This is a genomic window from Saccharopolyspora soli (assembly GCF_022678645.1).
Taxonomy (GTDB): domain Bacteria; phylum Actinomycetota; class Actinomycetes; order Mycobacteriales; family Pseudonocardiaceae; genus Saccharopolyspora; species Saccharopolyspora soli.
The window spans coordinates 1-15,276 of sequence record NZ_JALBWV010000019.1 but is presented as its reverse complement, the minus strand read 5'-3'; the positions used below and the strand labels follow the sequence as shown (position 1 = coordinate 15,276).

Here is a 15,276-nt window from a genome sequence, read left to right as displayed (position 1 = left end):
CCGGGGCGAGGTCACCGGTTCGCGGCCAGAATCAGCTCTTGCGCTGGTTCTCCGGCTGCACTTTCTTCTTCCGGAACACGCCCGCGAGCATCCCGACCAACCCGAGTCCGACCGCGGTGAGACCGACCGGCGCGCTGAGCCTGTCCAGCGGGCCGGGCTCCGCGAGGATGGCCGACCCGGCGGCGCTGGCGCCGCTCGCGGTCGCCAAGAGCACTGCGGTGACCACGGCGCCCAACGCGGAAACTCGCGTGACCACGCGAGATATTCGGCTACGCACGAGCGTTGCCTCCCTACGACAGTTGACCCTTTCGGGCCACCTACTCGTTTGAGTCCGGTGACGGACCGTACCGACCACCCGTTACAGACGTGGTCGCTTTGCGTAAACCGGCCACGACTAAATGATCATATTTTCCGTCCCACAACGGTTTTCAGCGGGTCCCGCGGTGAACTGATCGCGCAGGCCAGCGCCCCGGAACCGGCAACACCCGGTCGTGTGCAAAAAATTCAAGTGATTTCGGACACGCTCGACCGGGTTAGGCTTGGCTGATCCCGAGCTGCACCCGACCAACCCGCCCGTAAGTGGTACTGCGCTGCCGCGCCGGACGGCCCGCCCGACCGGCCAACTCGTGCAGTTCCTCAACGGAGCGAGCCGAGCCGTGCTCGGATCCGGCCATCCGGCTGATGGTCTCCTCCATCAGCGTTCCGCCGACGTCGTTGGCACCGCCGTTGAGAACCTCGGAAGTGCCGTCGTCGCCGAGCTTCACCCAGGAGCACTGCACGTTGTCGATGCGGCCGTGCAGCAGGATCCGCGCCATCGCGTGCACCGCGCGGTTGTCCCGGCGGCTCGGCCCGGGACGCGCGAGCCCGGCGAGGTAGATCGGCGCGTTGCGGTGCACGAACGGCAGCGGGACGAACTCGGTGAATCCGGCGTTGCCGTGCTCGGCCGCGGTGTCCTGGACGCTCGCCAGGGTCCGCAAGTGGCCCAGCCAGTGCTCCGGGGTGTCGACGTGGCCGTACATCATCGTCGACGAGGACGGGATGCCCAGGCGGTGCGCAGTGCTGATGACCTCGATCCATTCGGCGGCGGGCAGCTTGCCCTTGGTCAGCACCCAGCGCACCTCGTCGTCGAGGATCTCCGCCGCGGTGCCGGGAATGCTGTCCAGACCGGCTTCTTTGAGCTCCGCGAGCCAGTCGGCGATGGACGCCCCGGCCTTCGCGGCGGCGCTGACGATCTCCATCGGGCTGAACGCGTGGACGTGCATCTCGGGCACCCGCTGCTTGATCGCGCGCACCAGGTCGGCGTAGCCGGACACCGGCAGGCGCGGATCGATGCCGCCCTGCATGCACACCTCGGTTGCCCCGGCCCGCCACGCCTCGTCGGCGCGATCGGCGACGTCCTCCGGCGAGAGCCGGTAGGCGTCCGCATCGCGTTCGCGCTGCGCGAAGGCGCAGAAGCGGCACCCGACGTAGCAGATGTTGGAGAAGTTGATGTTTCGGTTCACCACGTAGGTGATGTCGTCGCCCACGACTTCCCGGCGCAGCGCGTCGGCGATCCCAGCGAGCTCGTCCAGGGCGGCTCCGTCGCAGGTCAGCAAGGCCATCGCGGCTGCGGTGTTGGTTTCGTCGAGCAGTGCGGCCGGGTCGGTTTCGGCGGTCCGCAGACCGTCGCGCACATCGGTGTCCAGTCGGTGCGGGGCGGCGTCGGCGGGCAGTTGGTTGCGCAGCTCGTCCCAGTCGCCGTAGACGGTGTCGAAATCGCCACGACGGTCTTCCGTGCGCCCGGTGGTGTCGATGCTGCGGTGCAGGTCAGTGCGACCAATGGACTCGAAACCCCCGTCCGGTTCCTGCCATTCACGGCCGACGACCTCGGCGTCCGCGCGGGCCATCCCGTCCGAACCGGACAGCCCAGCGACGTGCGAGGCCACCCGCAGGTCGAGCCACTGCGTGCTGTCCCCGGCCAACCCCGTGCGCACGTAGCGCGGGTATGCGGTCAAGCGTTCACGCAGGTCGAACCCGCCTTCGCGGGTTTTCGCGACGAGCTCGTCGAGCTGTGGCCAGGGCTTTTCCGGGTTGACGTGGTCCGGAGTCACCGGCGAAACGCCGCCCCAGTCGTCGATTCCGGCGCGCAGCATCAGCAACTGCTCGTCGCCGATGAGGTTCGGCGGAGCCTGCACGCTCACCCCGGAAGGCATCAGCAGGCGCGCCACGGCGATCGTGGCGGCCAGGTCGTGCAGGTCCGCGTCGGGCATGGCGCGCATCGCGGTGTCCGGTTTGGCCCGGAAGTTCTGCACGATGATTTCCTGGATGTGCCCGTACTGCCGGGCGATGCCGCGCAGCGCGAGCAGCGATTCGGCGCGCTCGGTGCGGGTTTCCCCGATTCCGATCAGGATTCCGCTGGTGAACGGCACCGCGACGCGACCGGCGTCGGTCAGCACCCGCAACCGCACGGCGGGCTGCTTGTCCGGGCTGCCGTAGTGCGGTCCGCTCTTCTCGCGCCACAGCCGCTCGGCGGTGGTCTCCAGCATCATGCCCATGCTCACCGCGACCGGTTTGAGCCTGGTCAGCTCCGACCAGCTGAGCACACCGGGGTTGAGGTGCGGCAACAGCCCGGTTTCCTCCAGGACCGCGATCGCACAGGACCGCACGTAGTCCACTGTGGAGGAATATCCGCGTGCCTCCAACCACTCCCGAGCCGCGGGCCAGCGTTCTTCCGGTCGGTCGCCCAACGTGAACAGGGCTTCCTTGCACCCGTTGGCGGCACCCTGCCGGGCGATCTCCAGCACCTCGTCGCGTTCCAGGTACGCCGATTCCACCCGGTGCGGAACGGTCGCGAAAGTGCAGTAGTGGCAGCGATCCCGGCACAGCCGGGTCAGCGGGATGAACACGTTGCGGCTGTAGGTGACCACTCCTTCGTGGCCCTCCGCGATCAGGTGCGCGTCACGGGCGCGACCAGCCGCCGCTAACAATTCTTCCAGGTCATCGCCGCGAGCGTGCAACAGGACCGCAGCCTCGGTGGCATCCAGGGACACACCATCGGTGGCGCGGCGCAACGCTCGGCGCATCGCTGACGCGCTCGGGGTGGGCTCCGGCGGGACGAGTTCCAGATCTGCAACCGACACCCACCGACTCTAAGTCGCCAACGCCGCCCTGCCCACCCACCATCAACGTGCCGCGCACCTCATTCCCGACCTCTTACAGTGCATGGATTGGTTTGCGTGGCGATGCCGGTAGCGCAACCTCAGAGGTCTTCTCGACTCCGGGATCCCCGACATCATGCATGTCCAAATACACCACGTCGGGGCTGTCCTCGCGAGAAAACCTCTGAGAACCCGCAGCGGCGCAAGCTGCGAGAGTGGTTGAAAGCGGCTCACGCCGCTTGCCCGACCGCCACCCGCAGTCACATCCAATCCGCGATTACTCCGTTTCGGCCTACCCGCGATCACCGGTTCAGGCGCAAAATCCGACGACTACCACTGGGTGATTTGCACTTTGTCTCCATAGGAGGGACACGTGTCAGGCACTAGAACAAGCGGCCGCGCGGTGCGCATCGCTGGCTCCGCGCTCGCGTTGGCGCTGCTGGTACCCGCCAGCGTCGTGAGCGCGGCCGAACCCGCGCCCGCGGCCACCGCCGCACCGGCGCACTTCGTCGTGCTCGGCCCGACCGGGGACGGTCTGCGGCAGACCGAGGAGTCGGTGCGCGGCGTCGGCGGAACCGTGGTGCAGAGCTGGCCGCAGATCGGGGTGGTCGTCGCGACCTCGACCGACCCCGGATTCGCCGCCGCGGTGCGCACCCAACCCGCCGTGGAGCAGGCCGGTGCCAGCCGCAACCTCGCCGAGCAGTTGCCGCCCGCGCAATCGCAGCGGCTGGAGGCGTTGGAAGGAAAGTTCGAGGGCGCCGCCGCGCTGGCGGCCAAGCCCGGTCAGGAACCGCTGGAGCCCGACCAGTGGGACCTGGCGCAGATCAAGGCCGACCAGGCCAGCGCGATCTCCCAGGGCAGCAAGGACATCACGGTCGGCGTGCTGGACTACGGCATCGACCCGACGCACCCGGACCTCAAGCCGAACCTCGACGTGTCCAAGTCGGTGAGCTGCGTGAACGAGGGCGTGCCGGACACCCGGCAGGAAGCCTGGCAGCCGCAGGACCCGACGCAGGACCACGGCACCCACGTCGCGGGCACCATCGCCGCTGCGCGCAACGGCGTCGGGGTCGCCGGAGTCGCCCCGAACGTCACGCTGGCGTCGGTGCGGGTGATCGACGACAACGGCTTCATCTACCCCGAGTACGCGGTCTGCGGCTTCATCTGGGCCGCTGAGCACGGGTTCGACGTCACCAACAACTCGTACTTCGTCGACCCCTGGTACCTGTGGTGCGACAGCGACCCGGACCAGAAGGCCGGTGCCGAGGCGGTGCGCCGCGCCGTCTCGTACGCGGAGGGCAAGGACGTCGCCACGGTGGTGTCGGCGGGCAACAGCAACTGGGACCTGTCCAAGCCGATCCGCGACACCAACAGCCCGAACAACGGCGGCCCGCTCCAGGACCGGCAGACCGGCCACGATTGCCACATCCTGCCTGGTGAACTGCCCGGGGTGGTCTCGGTTTCCGCGGTCGGTGTGCAGGCGGTGAAGTCGTACTACTCCAACTACGGGTTGGGGTCCATCACGGTCACCGCACCGGGTGGCGACGCCCGGCAGATCCCGCCGACGCCGTCGCAGAACGGCCGGGTGCTTTCCTCGGTGCCCGGTGGCGGCTGGGGTTGGATGCAGGGCACCTCGATGGCCGGGCCGCACGCGGCCGGTGTGGTCGCGCTGCTGCGCAGCACGCACCCGGAGTGGAGTGCCCAGCAGGTGATAGGTGCGCTGACCAACCAGGCCGACGCGCTGGCCTGCCCCGAGAACTACGACCCGGACGGCGACGGCAAGCCGGACGCGGTCTGCGCGGGCGGCCCCCGCGGTGCGGGTTTCTACGGAGCGGGTCTGATCGACGCCCTCGACGCAGTGCGCTGATCACCACCCGTACGAGTGGTGTAGTGAAGGGCACCTTCGACCGGCTAAGTCGTCGGTCGATGGTGCCCTTCACCTCGTCCGATTTGCCGGGGCCGGTAGCGGGCAGGACGCTCTGGGCAATGGGGTTGTCGCCGGGAGTGAGGCGGGGTCGTGGGTGATTCGGAGACCTTCGTGATCGTCGGCGCCGGGATGGCCGGTGCCAAGGGCGCGCAGGCGTTGCGCGATCTGGGGTTCGACGGGCGAATCGCGCTTCTCGGGGACGAACCGCATCGCCCGTACGAACGACCGCCGCTGTCCAAGGGCTACCTGATGGGCAACGCCGAATTCGACAGCGCCTACGTGCACGACGAGTCCTGGTACCTGGACAACCGCGTGGATCTGCAGCTGGAGGTGTCGGTGCGGCGGATCGACCGGGCGCTGCGGCAGGTCGAGCTCTCCGACAACAGCCGACTCGACTTCGACAAGCTGCTGCTCGCGACCGGTGCCAGCCCCCGTTCGCTACCGATACCCGGCATCAACGCAGAAGGCGTGCTGCACCTGCGCCGCGTCGAGGACTGCGATCGCATCAAGCAGACCTTGGCCGACATCGAGCAGCTCGTGGTGGTCGGTGCGGGCTGGATCGGCCTGGAGGTCACCGCGGCCGCGCGCGAAGCGGGCGTGGCAGTGACCGTCGTCGAGACCACCGAGCTGCCGCTGCTGCGGGTGCTGGGCCCGGAAGTGGCCGAGGTCTTCGCCGCGCTGCACCGGGACCACGGCGTCGACTTCCGCTTCGGCAGCCGGGTCAGCGAGATCGTCACCTCGAACGGCAAGGCGACTGCGGTCCGGCTGCGGGACGGCACCGAGCTCCCGGCCGAAGCGGTGCTGATCGCGGTGGGCGTGGACCCGGAAGTCGCACTCGCGCGGGAGGCCGGGCTGCGGGTGGAGAACGGCGTCCTCGTCGACGCGTCGCTGCGCACCGGCGACCCGAACATCGTCGCGGCCGGTGACGTGGCCAACGCGTTCCACCCGCTGCTGGGCAAGCCGATCCGCGTCGAGCACTGGGCGAACGCGCTCAACCAACCGACCACGGCGGCGGCGGCGATGCTGGGGCGGGACAGCAAGTACGCGGAGCTGCCGTACTTCTTCACCGACCAGTACGACCTGGGCATGGAATACCTCGGCCACGTCGAGCCGGGCGGCTATGACCAGGTGGTGTTCCGGGGCGACGTGGCGGCCCGCGAGTTCATCGCCTTCTGGCTGTCCGAGGGCCGGGTGCTGGCGGGCATGAACGTCAACATCTGGGACGTGACGGACCAGATCAAAACCCTGATCACCTCGGGAACCACGGTCGACCCGATGATCCTCGCCGACCCCAGCACCCCGCTGAACGAACTGATCGCCCGCTGACCACCAGCCCACGATCGTGTGTTGTATACTCACAACGCACGGCGGCACGCTGGATTCATGATCAGCAGTGGACGACACCCCAAGAAACCGATCGCCGACGCGATCAAACGCGCCGAGGCGGACGGCTTCATAGTGCACAAACGGCATAAGGGGCACCGCTGGGGCGTCATCATCTGCATGCAATGCAAAGGACGGATATCCATCTGGCGCACACCGAGAGTGCCGGAAACGATGCAGCGAAGATCAACAAGTTTTGTGACCGACACCAGGAGTGCTCATGAGCAGCCACGAGTTCACCTTGATCCTTGATCGAGCCCCTGATGAAGATGGACACGATGCACTGTTCGAAGCCGGTTGCGATGACGCCGTGGTGGAGATCCGCAATGGCATCGCACTCCTCGACTTCACAAGGGAGTCCCCGACTCTTGCGCATGCGCTCGTGACTGCGATCCAGAACGCCGAGCAGGCCGGATTCCGCGTCGAGGGAGTGCAGACGGACGACCTGGTGCCGTTGCGCACCATCGCGGACCGACTGGGGCGGACCTACGAGAGCGTCCGGTTGCTGGCAACCGCGCGTCGCGGTCCGGGCGGGTTCCCGCCTCCGGCGTCCACCGGCGGCTGGGCCCTGTACTCCTGGTCGCAGGTGGCCGACTGGTCGACCCGGCATCTCGACGCACGCCAGTCGGTGGACGCCTTCGAGATCGAGATCGCCGCGACCGATCACATCATCCGGGCGAGGAACATGTTGCGGGACAACACCGAACGAGCCGAGCTGTCGCAGTTGCTGATCGCTTGATCGTCAGGTGGCCAGCGAGCGGTCCACGAAGGTGGCGATCAGCTCGTCGGTGTCGAATGGCGCCAGGACTTCGGGCACCGTCAGGTGTTCCAGGATGAGGCCGGTCATCGCGTAGTAGAGCAGCACGGTCGTCATGTCGTCGCCGGGGATTCCGGATTCACGGCGGCCTTCGATGTTCGTGTTCAGGTTGGCGCGCAGGGTTTCGGTCAGCGCCGCCTGGAGTTCCGGCCGCCGGGTTGCCTCCAGGCGGAGTTCCAGCAGTGCGAGCCAGCCGGTCCGGTCGTCCGAGATGTGCCGGAACAGCGCCCGCATCAGTTCGGTGAGCAGTTCGCGCGAGGGCGGCAGCTGGGCCGATGCCAGCTGGGCGGGGTCGAGGGTCAACCGCTGGTGGATGTGGGCGCCGACCTGGTTGAGCAGGTCGTCCCGGTTCGCGAAGTAGTTCGACGCCGTTCCCTTCGGCACCGCGGCCTCGGCATCGACGGCGCGGAACGTCAGGCCCCGCGCGCCGTCCCGCGCCAGCACCTCGATGGCCGCGTCGACAAGCGCCGTTCGCCTGGCGGGGTTCTGCACCATCGGTCCTCCAGAAAATGGGCTTGCAACCACTACGGGCAGAGTACTACATTTGAAGCACTACACACGAAGTGGTTTATGGGGAGGCGCTCGTGCGAAAACTGACCTACCTGGTCGCGTCGACCATCGATGGCTTCATCACTGGCCCGGCCAACGACAACCCGGACTTCTTCCTGCACGAAGGTGATCACGGCGACTTCATCCGCGCGGAGTACCCGGAGATCATGCCGACGCACATCCGCCCGCTGATCGGCCTCGCGGACGCGCCGAACAAGCACTTCGACACCGTCCTGCAAGGACGCGGCAGCTGGGACATCGGCATGCGGGAGGGGATCACGAACGCCTACCAGCACCTGCGCAGCATCGTGTTCTCCCGCAGCACCGCGGAAAGTCCCGATCCCACGGTGGAATTCGTCGCCACCGACCCGGTGGCCGAGGTGCGCGAGCTGAAGCAGGAGAAGGGAGCTGGAATCTGGCTCTGCGGCGGCGGAAAGCTAGCCGCGGCCCTGCGCTCGGAGATCGACGAACTGATCATCAAACTGCACCCAGTGGTCGCCGGAGCCGGCATCTCCCTATTCGACGGCGAATTCGCACCCCAGCAATACGACCTGACCGACACCCGAGCTTTCACCAGCGGCGTCATGCACCTGACCTACACCAAGCGGTAGGCCGACACAGCCACGAGGAGATTTCTTGCGCAAGCTCACCTACTGCGTCGCCGCGACGATCGACGGCTACATCGCCGCACCCGACGGATCGGACCCGACCAGCAGCGGACTGATGGTGCCCGACGCCGATTACCTGCCATCGCTGCTGGCCGAGTTCCCGGAGATCATCCCCACGCACGTCCACGAAGCGCTCGGGATCGCCGACGCCGAGCACAAGCACTTCGACACCGTCGTAGAAGGGCGCAATTCCTACGAACTCGGCCTGCGGGCAGGTATTTCCAACGCGTACGCACACCTGCGGCACTACGTGTTCTCCCGGACGCTCAAGGAAAGCCCGGACCCCGGCGTGCGGCTCGTCGCGACCGATCCGATCGAGAAGATCCGCGAGCTGAAGGCCGAAGCGGGCAAGAAGATCTGGCTGGTCGGTGGCGCCAAACTGGCAGCGGCCCTGCGGCCGGAAATCGACGAACTGATCATCAAGCGCTACCCGGTGGTCGCCGGAGCCGGAATCCCCCTATTCGACGGCGAATTCGCACCCCAGCAATACAACCTGACCAACACCCAGGTCTTCACCAGCGGCATCATGCACCTGACCTACACCAAGCGCTAACCCAACCGTGTCCGGCGCGGAGCACGCAGTCATAGCGTCATCGACCGTCGCGTATCCATGAATCAGGATCCCAAAGGTACGTCCGGGGGTCAGGCGGCATAGAGGAGTTCCCTGGTGTCCAGGACCTGTCGCTTGAAGTACGGATTGCGGATGCTGGACACGCTCACGATGTCGACGGGCCGATCCAGGATTCGCTCAAGCCCTTCCTTCAAACCGAAGTAGCTGCCGAAGTAGTCGAAGCCCGGCCCTGTGTCGAACTCGACGAGCACATCAACATCGCTGGTCTCGACGTCGAACGCGTCACCCACAGCGGAACCGAAAAGATCAAGGCGGCGTACCGACAGTGAGCTCAGCCCGCAGTCGTTATGCGAAGTCGTAGTCGAACGTCACCGTGACCGGGGCGTGGTCGCTCCACCTCTGGTCGTACGTCGCAGCCTTCTCCACCACCGCTGACGTGGCCCGCTCCGCGATGCCTTCGGTCGTTACGACCAGATCAATCCGCCAGCCGGAGTCGTTGTCGAAGGCTTTTCCTCGGTAGGACCACCAGGAGTACGGGCCCGGTCCTTCCGGGTGCAGGCGGCGGACCACGTCCTGGTAGCCGCTTTCGAAGACCTCGGTCAGCCAGGCCCGCTCTTCGGGAAGGAAGCCCGCTTCCTTCTGGTTCGCCTTCCAGTTCTTCAGGTCGATCTGCTGGTGCGCGATGTTCCAGTCGCCGCACACCAACATCTCCCGGCCCTCCGCCGCCGCGCGCTCGCGGAGTTCGCCCAGGTACGTCAGGAACTCCTTCATGAAGCGTTCCTTCTCGTCCTGGCGCGGGGTGCCGACATCACCGCTGGGCAGGTACAGGCTCCCGATCACCACGCCGGACAGGTCGATCTCCGCGTACCGGCCGCTGTCGTCGAACTCCGCCGAGCCGAAGCCGGTGCGCACCGCAGACGGCTCGACGCGGCTGTAGATCGCCACCCCAGCTCGACCCTTCGCCGCGCTCGGGACCAGCACGGTGTGCCAACCAGCGGGCTCGCGGATCTCGGACGCGAGCTGGTCGGGCTCGGCGCGGGTCTCCTGCAGGCAGACCACGTCGGCTCGGGTGGCGGCGAGCCACTCCACGAAGCCCTTCTTGGCGGCGGCGCGCAGGCCGTTGACGTTCACGGTCGACACAGTCAGCACGCCAGTGAGGGTAACCATCCGCGCCGACGATCAGCGCAGGAGTCGTGAGTGCGCAGCCGGGCTGGAGCCCGGTTCCGCACTCGCGACCGATCAGGCCAGCCAGAACGCCTCGCGGGTCCGTCGCCGACGATCGCGGCGGCGGATGGAGCGCGGACCCGCCGGGCGTTGCCACAGCCACATGCACACCCGCGCGCCGCCGAGGCTGGAGCGGTCCACCGCGAGCCGACCGCCGGTGGATTCGGCGACCCGCCGGGCGATGTCCAAGCCCAGTCCGGTCGATCCGGCACTGCTGCGCCCGCGCTGCACGGCGCCCGACAGCTCGGCCACACCCGGACCGGCGTCCTCCACGATCACCCCCACCACACCTTCGTTGCGCTGCAACGACACCACGAACTCGGTCTGCTCCGGGGTGTGCCGGAAGACGTTGCCCACCACGGCATCCACCGAAGCGGCCAGTTCCGCGCTCGGCACCGGGACGTAGACCTCGCCGTCCGCCCCGCGCAACGACCACGACCGCTGCTGGTCCTCGGCCAGCGCCGACCAGAACTCCAGCCGTTGCCGCAGCAACGCCGCGGCGTCGCACTCGGCTTCCTCACCGGGCCCGGCTCGCCTGGCGCTGGTGATCACCAGGTCCACCTCGCGCTCCAACCGGTCGACGGCCAACCGGGTCTGCTCGGCGGCCTGGTCATCGCCCAGTGCCTCGGCGTTGAGCCGCAACGCGGTCAGCGGGGTGCGCAGGCGGTGCGAGAGGTCCGCGGCCATCTCCCGTTCGGCGGCCAGCAGTTGGCGGACGCGGTCGGCCATGGTGTTGAACGCCTGACCGGCTTCCGCCAGTTCGGACGGCCCGCTGGGGTGCACGCGGACGCTGAGATCACCCGCACCGAGCGCGGAAGAGGCGTCCGCGAGCCGAATGGCCGCGCGCACCACGCGCGCCGCCAGCCGGTCGGCGACCAGCAGCGATCCGGCGACCAGGATCAACCCGACGGCACCGAGCACCAGCCAGGACCGCAGCACCCCGCGGGTCTGTTCCTCAGCGGGCACGAACACCTCGGCGAGCGCGGTGCGGCCGCCATCCAGCGCGATCGGCTGCACGAACGCCGAGCCGCCGGGCAATTCGATGGTGGAGGTCCGCACCTCAGCCATCGCGAGGTGCACATCACCGGCACCGACTCGGGTTTCGCCGACCACCCCGCCGTCCGGCAGGTACACCGCGAGCCACCCGGCTTGACCGGCGTGCGTGCTGGCGATCGCCTTCCTGATCAGCGCGTGATCGGTCGTGGTGGCCAGCACCGGCGCCAACGCCACGGCCTGCCGCTCGGCATCGGACATCGCTTGGTCCCGCGCCATCTCCTTGATCATCAGGCCGAGCGGGATCAGGAACGCCAGCGCGACCATCGAGGTCACCGCCAGCGCCACCAGCACGATGGTCCGTCTCATTCGGGTTCCACGAGCTTGACGCCGACACCGCGCACGGTGTGCAGGTAGCGGGGCTCGGCGGCGCTCTCGCCGAGCTTGCGCCGCAGCCAGGACAGGTGGACGTCGATGGTCTGGTCGTCGCCGTAGGACTGCCGCCAGACCTGGGCCAGCAGCTCGCGACGCGGCACCACCCGGCCCGGCCGCGCGGCGAGGTAGGCGAGCAGGTCGAACTCGCGGCGGGTCAGCTCCAGCTCGGCGCCATCCAGCGCGGCCACCCTGCTGTCGGTGTCGATGCGCAGTCCGGCGACCTGCACGAGCTGCGCGGGCTGCGCGCCACGGGCCCGCCGCAGCACCGCTTCGATGCGGGCGTTGAGGTGTTCGCTGGAGAACGGCTTGACGACGTAGTCGTCCGCGCCCGCGCGCAGCAGGCGCACGATCTCGCTCTCGTCGTCGCGGGCGGTGGCCACGATGGTCGGCACGTTCGAGACGCCGCGGATCATCTTCAGCGTCTCGCCGCCGTCGAGGTCGGGCAGCCCGAGATCGAGGATGATGACGTCCGGTGGGTGCTCGGCTACTTCCCGCAGCGACGCGAGCGCGGTCCCGACGCTGCGCACCACCCAATCTCTTGCGGTCAGGTCGCGGATCATCGCCGCCCGCACAACCGGATCGTCCTCGACAACCAGAACCACAGCCATGGCCGGGACGATACGGGCACTGTGAGAGTTCTTCGCCTTCCGGTCGGTGGGTGAACCGCGGCACACCGCCAGCGGTGCTGCGCGTTCTGCCCGACCGATCCCCGGTCGGTGGTTGCGCGGCGACGGCGCGGCAGTGAAAGATGGCGCTCCCGTGCGCATGAGACGAGCCGTCACCTACGTCGGCGTGTGGTTCGCCGCGACCACCGCCGCTGTCACGCTTTCCTGGCTCGGTGTGCGCGATGTGATCCGCGGCGCGGTGCTCGACCAGTCCGACTCGGTTCCAGTGGTGCGTCCGATCACGTCTGCCCCGGCGGAGTCGCCGTCGCCTCCTCCCGCCGCCAGCCCAGCACCGCCCCCGGCGGAATCACCGCCGGTGTTGCCGCCGCAACCGGGCACAATGGCCCCGCCGACCTCGGAGGAAACCCAGCCCACCCCGAAACCGAGCCCGTCGCCGACCGAGGACGCCAGCGACGTGCGCACCTACGAGGTCGAGGGCGGCGCGGTCGTGCTCTCGGTGCGACCGGACCGCGCGGAACTGATCTCGGCCACCCCGCGCTCCGGCTACACCGTGCAGACCTGGGACCAGCAGGACGGCTGGCTGCGGGTGGAATTCACCGCTGGCCAACACGGTTCATCGGTGATCGCGACCTGGCACGACGGCCCGACGAGGGTCCAAACCCAGGAGTACTGAAACGACTTCCGCCGCGGCGCTCCAGGCGCATCGCACGTTGACGTGCCCCCGGGGCTCCTACGGTTTGCGGGCGACGCCGCCGACCAGCACGCGGTGGAAGGGTTCCAGCGGGTTTTCGCGCGGTCCGTCGGGCCACCACTCCGCGACCGTCACCAGGCCCGGTTCCAGCAGTTCGAGCCCGCCGAAGTAGCTGGCGATCTCGTCGCGGGACCGGAACCAGCCGGTGCCCATCGAGTTGAGGTAGGCCGATTCCATCTTGTCGGCCAACTCGCTGGCTTCGGGATCCTCGGGACCGGGACGGCAGAAGTGGGTCAGTGCCACGTACGAGCCGGACGGCAGGGTGTTGATGTAGCGGGCCATCAGATCCGCCAAGCGGTGGTCGGCAGATATGTGGTGCAACGTGTTGAGCACGTACAGCGCGATCGGCCGGGTCCACTCCAGACCCCTGGTGACTGCCGGTTCGGCGAGCAGCTTGTCCGGTTCGGTGATGTCCGCCGCGACGAAGTGCGTGCTGTCGTTCTCCGCGAGCAACGCGCGCCCGTGCACGATTGCCGTCGGATCGTTGTCGACGTAGACGACAGTCGCGTCCGGATTGACCCGCTGCGCCACCTCGTGCGTGTTCTCCAAAGTGGGCAGACCTGATCCGCAGTCCAGGAACTGGTCGATGTTCGCGGTGCTGGCGAGGTATCGGGTGACCCGCAACAGGAATGCCCGGCTGACCGAGGCCAACACTCCCGGTTTGGGAGTCACCGCCGCCAGTTCGTCGCGCAGTACGCGGTCGGCCGCATAGTTGTCCTTGCCGCCGAGGATCGCGTCGTAGACCCGAGCACTGCTGGGGCGCGTGGAATCGATGCCGCCCGGCACGCCCGTACGTTCTCCGCCGGTTCGTGTCATGCCACTCCCCAACCCTTGCCACCCCCGACGCACCCAGGGTAGGTGATCGCGTGCTCGCAGTGTATGACCGGGTAGGTACCGCCGATCCGGGTAAGGCACTCGACCTGTGGCCGGATTCCACTACTATGCCCTCCCGTAACGTTCAACCACTGGATCTCGACAGTGGGTCGTAGCGTCCATTCCACAGGAGGTCTCGCGTGGCCCCGGATAGTGCCACGGGAAGCGGCCCCACCGCCCGCCGTCTCGTGCTGGGCAGCCAACTGCGCAGGTTGCGCGAGGCGAGCGGAATCACTCGTGAGGACGCCGGATACGCCATCCGCGGTTCCGGATCGAAGATCAGCCGACTCGAACTCGGCCGCGTGGGCTTCAAGGAACGCGACGTCGCAGACCTGCTGACCCTGTACAACGTGGGGGACGAAGCCGAGCGCGAGGCATTCTTAGACCTCGTGCGCCGGTCCAACGAGCCGGGTTGGTGGCACCGCTTCAACGACCTGATGCCCTCGTGGTTCCAGGACTACGTCGGGCTGGAGGAATCCGCTTCCCGGATCCAGACCTACGAGATCCAGTTCGTCCCCGGTCTGCTGCAGACCGAGAAGTACGCCCGCGCGGTCGCCACGCAGGGACGCCCGGAGTTCCCGGAAGACGAGCTGGATCGCCGGGTCCGGTTGCGCATGCAGCGCCAGAAGCTGTTCAGCCAGGCGAAAGCACCGCGGTTGTGGGCGGTGATCGACGAGTCGGTGCTGTACCGGCCGATCGGCGGCCGAGCGGTGATCCGCGAGCAGATCGAGTTCCTGCTCGAAACCACCACGATGCCCACGGTCTCGTTGCAGATCCTGCCGTTCGAGCTCGGCCGGTCCGGCGCGGAGGGCGCGTTCACCATCCTGCGTTTCGGCGAACCCGAGCTGCCGGACATCGTCTACCTGGAGCACCTCTGCGGTGCGCTGTACCTGGACAAGCCCGACGAGGTCGAGGTGTACAGCAAGGTCAGCCACCGGCTCGCGGTTGACGCGCAGACGCCGGAGCAGACCCGCAAGACGCTGAAAGCCGCGCTCAAGGACGCCTGATCGCCGCCGAGGAGCTGGCGAAAACCCCTGCCGCACTGGAAAAACCGCAGCTGCGAGCTGCCCTGCGTCGCTGACGGCTGCGCGCCGTGCGCAACGACGCAGCACCTGCCAAGTGACGACATTACCCCGATCGTGTGATCAAGATCTCAATGAGATGCACGTGCATTCAATCGTGCATCTGCACCTGATAGCTTAGATGCACGATCAACTGCACGTGCAAGCGATCGTGCAGCGTAAGTTCGGGGAAGGGTGGGGTTCGGATGACGAACATCCAGAACGGTATGCCCGCGCAGCAGCTTCCCAACGTGGTGTGGC

15 protein-coding genes are annotated in these 15,276 nt (G+C 67.7%); 7 read left to right on the top strand and 8 right to left on the bottom strand.

Annotated features, from left to right (window positions below):
• Positions 1 to 31 precede the first annotated feature (31 nt).
• Positions 32 to 256 (bottom strand): hypothetical protein, encoded by a 225-nt coding sequence (locus MOQ72_RS16270; protein WP_242184430.1) that lies wholly within the window; start codon positions 254 to 256, stop codon positions 32 to 34.
• Positions 257 to 533: 277 nt separating this feature from the next.
• Positions 534 to 3,062, bottom strand: a complete 2,529-nt coding sequence (locus tag MOQ72_RS16265; RefSeq protein ID WP_242184637.1) for a bifunctional FO biosynthesis protein CofGH — start codon at positions 3,060 to 3,062, stop codon at positions 534 to 536.
• A 448-nt stretch (positions 3,063 to 3,510) separates the two neighbouring features.
• Here MOQ72_RS16265 and MOQ72_RS16260 point away from each other — a divergent pair, with 448 nt between their 5' ends.
• From MOQ72_RS16260 to MOQ72_RS16250, 3 genes are all read left to right on the top strand, one after another.
• The gene (locus MOQ72_RS16260; protein WP_242184427.1) at positions 3,511 to 5,004 is read left to right on the top strand and encodes a S8 family peptidase; all 1,494 of its coding nucleotides are present in this window, start codon (positions 3,511 to 3,513) and stop codon (positions 5,002 to 5,004) included.
• A 150-nt stretch (positions 5,005 to 5,154) separates the two neighbouring features.
• Positions 5,155 to 6,390, top strand: coding sequence for an NAD(P)/FAD-dependent oxidoreductase (locus MOQ72_RS16255; RefSeq protein WP_242184425.1), 1,236 nt, complete (start codon positions 5,155 to 5,157; stop codon positions 6,388 to 6,390).
• Positions 6,391 to 6,667: 277 nt separating this feature from the next.
• Positions 6,668 to 7,186 carry a hypothetical protein gene (locus MOQ72_RS16250; RefSeq protein ID WP_242184423.1) on the top strand — a complete coding sequence of 173 codons (519 nt, stop codon included), beginning with the start codon at positions 6,668 to 6,670 and terminating at the stop codon, positions 7,184 to 7,186.
• Positions 7,187 to 7,189: 3 nt separating this feature from the next.
• Here MOQ72_RS16250 and MOQ72_RS16245 read toward each other — a convergent pair whose 3' ends face one another.
• Positions 7,190 to 7,759 carry a TetR/AcrR family transcriptional regulator gene (locus MOQ72_RS16245; protein WP_242184422.1) on the bottom strand — a complete coding sequence of 190 codons (570 nt, stop codon included), beginning with the start codon at positions 7,757 to 7,759 and terminating at the stop codon, positions 7,190 to 7,192.
• Between the two features lie 89 nt (positions 7,760 to 7,848).
• On the opposite strand from MOQ72_RS16245, the gene MOQ72_RS16240 reads away from it, so the two are divergent.
• Together MOQ72_RS16240 and MOQ72_RS16235 are read left to right on the top strand one after the other, a co-directional pair.
• Positions 7,849 to 8,424, top strand: a complete 576-nt coding sequence (locus MOQ72_RS16240) for a dihydrofolate reductase family protein (RefSeq protein WP_242184420.1) — start codon at positions 7,849 to 7,851, stop codon at positions 8,422 to 8,424.
• 25 nt (positions 8,425 to 8,449) lie between these two features.
• Complete coding sequence (locus tag MOQ72_RS16235) at positions 8,450 to 9,034, top strand: dihydrofolate reductase family protein (protein WP_242184419.1); 585 nt, start codon at positions 8,450 to 8,452, stop codon at positions 9,032 to 9,034.
• A gap of 89 nt (positions 9,035 to 9,123) precedes the next feature.
• Here MOQ72_RS16235 and MOQ72_RS16230 read toward each other — a convergent pair whose 3' ends face one another.
• The 4 genes from MOQ72_RS16230 to MOQ72_RS16215 all read right to left on the bottom strand — a co-directional run bounded on the left by MOQ72_RS16230 (position 9,124) and on the right by MOQ72_RS16215 (position 12,312).
• The gene (locus MOQ72_RS16230; protein ID WP_277954186.1) at positions 9,124 to 9,378 is read right to left on the bottom strand and encodes a nucleotidyltransferase family protein; all 255 of its coding nucleotides are present in this window, start codon (positions 9,376 to 9,378) and stop codon (positions 9,124 to 9,126) included.
• 19 nt (positions 9,379 to 9,397) lie between these two features.
• Entirely contained in the window at positions 9,398 to 10,201 is an 804-nt protein-coding gene (locus MOQ72_RS16225) for an exodeoxyribonuclease III (protein WP_242184417.1), read from the bottom strand.
• A gap of 90 nt (positions 10,202 to 10,291) precedes the next feature.
• Entirely contained in the window at positions 10,292 to 11,638 is a 1,347-nt protein-coding gene (locus MOQ72_RS16220) for a HAMP domain-containing protein (RefSeq protein WP_242184416.1), read from the bottom strand.
• On the bottom strand, positions 11,635 to 12,312 hold the full coding sequence (locus tag MOQ72_RS16215; protein ID WP_242184415.1) for a response regulator transcription factor: 678 nt from the start codon (positions 12,310 to 12,312) through the stop codon (positions 11,635 to 11,637). The genes MOQ72_RS16220 and MOQ72_RS16215 overlap by 4 nt, the downstream gene beginning before the upstream one ends.
• A 157-nt stretch (positions 12,313 to 12,469) precedes the next feature.
• Here MOQ72_RS16215 and MOQ72_RS16210 point away from each other — a divergent pair, with 157 nt between their 5' ends.
• Complete coding sequence (locus MOQ72_RS16210; RefSeq protein ID WP_242184635.1) at positions 12,470 to 13,003, top strand: hypothetical protein; 534 nt, start codon at positions 12,470 to 12,472, stop codon at positions 13,001 to 13,003.
• A 57-nt stretch (positions 13,004 to 13,060) separates the two neighbouring features.
• On the opposite strand, the gene MOQ72_RS16205 is transcribed toward MOQ72_RS16210, so the two are convergent.
• Positions 13,061 to 13,897 (bottom strand): SAM-dependent methyltransferase, encoded by an 837-nt coding sequence (locus MOQ72_RS16205; RefSeq protein ID WP_242184413.1) that lies wholly within the window; start codon positions 13,895 to 13,897, stop codon positions 13,061 to 13,063.
• Between the two features lie 197 nt (positions 13,898 to 14,094).
• On the opposite strand from MOQ72_RS16205, the gene MOQ72_RS16200 reads away from it, so the two are divergent.
• Positions 14,095 to 14,961, top strand: a complete 867-nt coding sequence (locus tag MOQ72_RS16200; RefSeq protein ID WP_242184411.1) for a Sco1979 family transcriptional regulator — start codon at positions 14,095 to 14,097, stop codon at positions 14,959 to 14,961.
• Positions 14,962 to 15,276: the final 315 nt, after the last annotated feature.

Bases quoted from the DNA above. Each gene is read 5' to 3' on its own strand.
- MOQ72_RS16265 (WP_242184637.1), bottom strand. From the start codon at position 3,062: ATGCGCCGAGCGTTGCGCCGCGCCACCGATGGTGTGTCCCTGGATGCC.
- MOQ72_RS16250 (WP_242184423.1), top strand. From the start codon at position 6,668: ATGAGCAGCCACGAGTTCACCTTGATCCTTGATCGAGCCCCTGATGAA.
- MOQ72_RS16245 (WP_242184422.1), bottom strand. From the start codon at position 7,759: ATGGTGCAGAACCCCGCCAGGCGAACGGCGCTTGTCGACGCGGCCATC.
- MOQ72_RS16220 (WP_242184416.1), bottom strand. From the start codon at position 11,638: ATGAGACGGACCATCGTGCTGGTGGCGCTGGCGGTGACCTCGATGGTC.
- MOQ72_RS16215 (WP_242184415.1), bottom strand. From the start codon at position 12,312: ATGGCTGTGGTTCTGGTTGTCGAGGACGATCCGGTTGTGCGGGCGGCG.
- MOQ72_RS16210 (WP_242184635.1), top strand. From the start codon at position 12,470: ATGAGACGAGCCGTCACCTACGTCGGCGTGTGGTTCGCCGCGACCACC.
- MOQ72_RS16205 (WP_242184413.1), bottom strand. From the start codon at position 13,897: ATGACACGAACCGGCGGAGAACGTACGGGCGTGCCGGGCGGCATCGAT.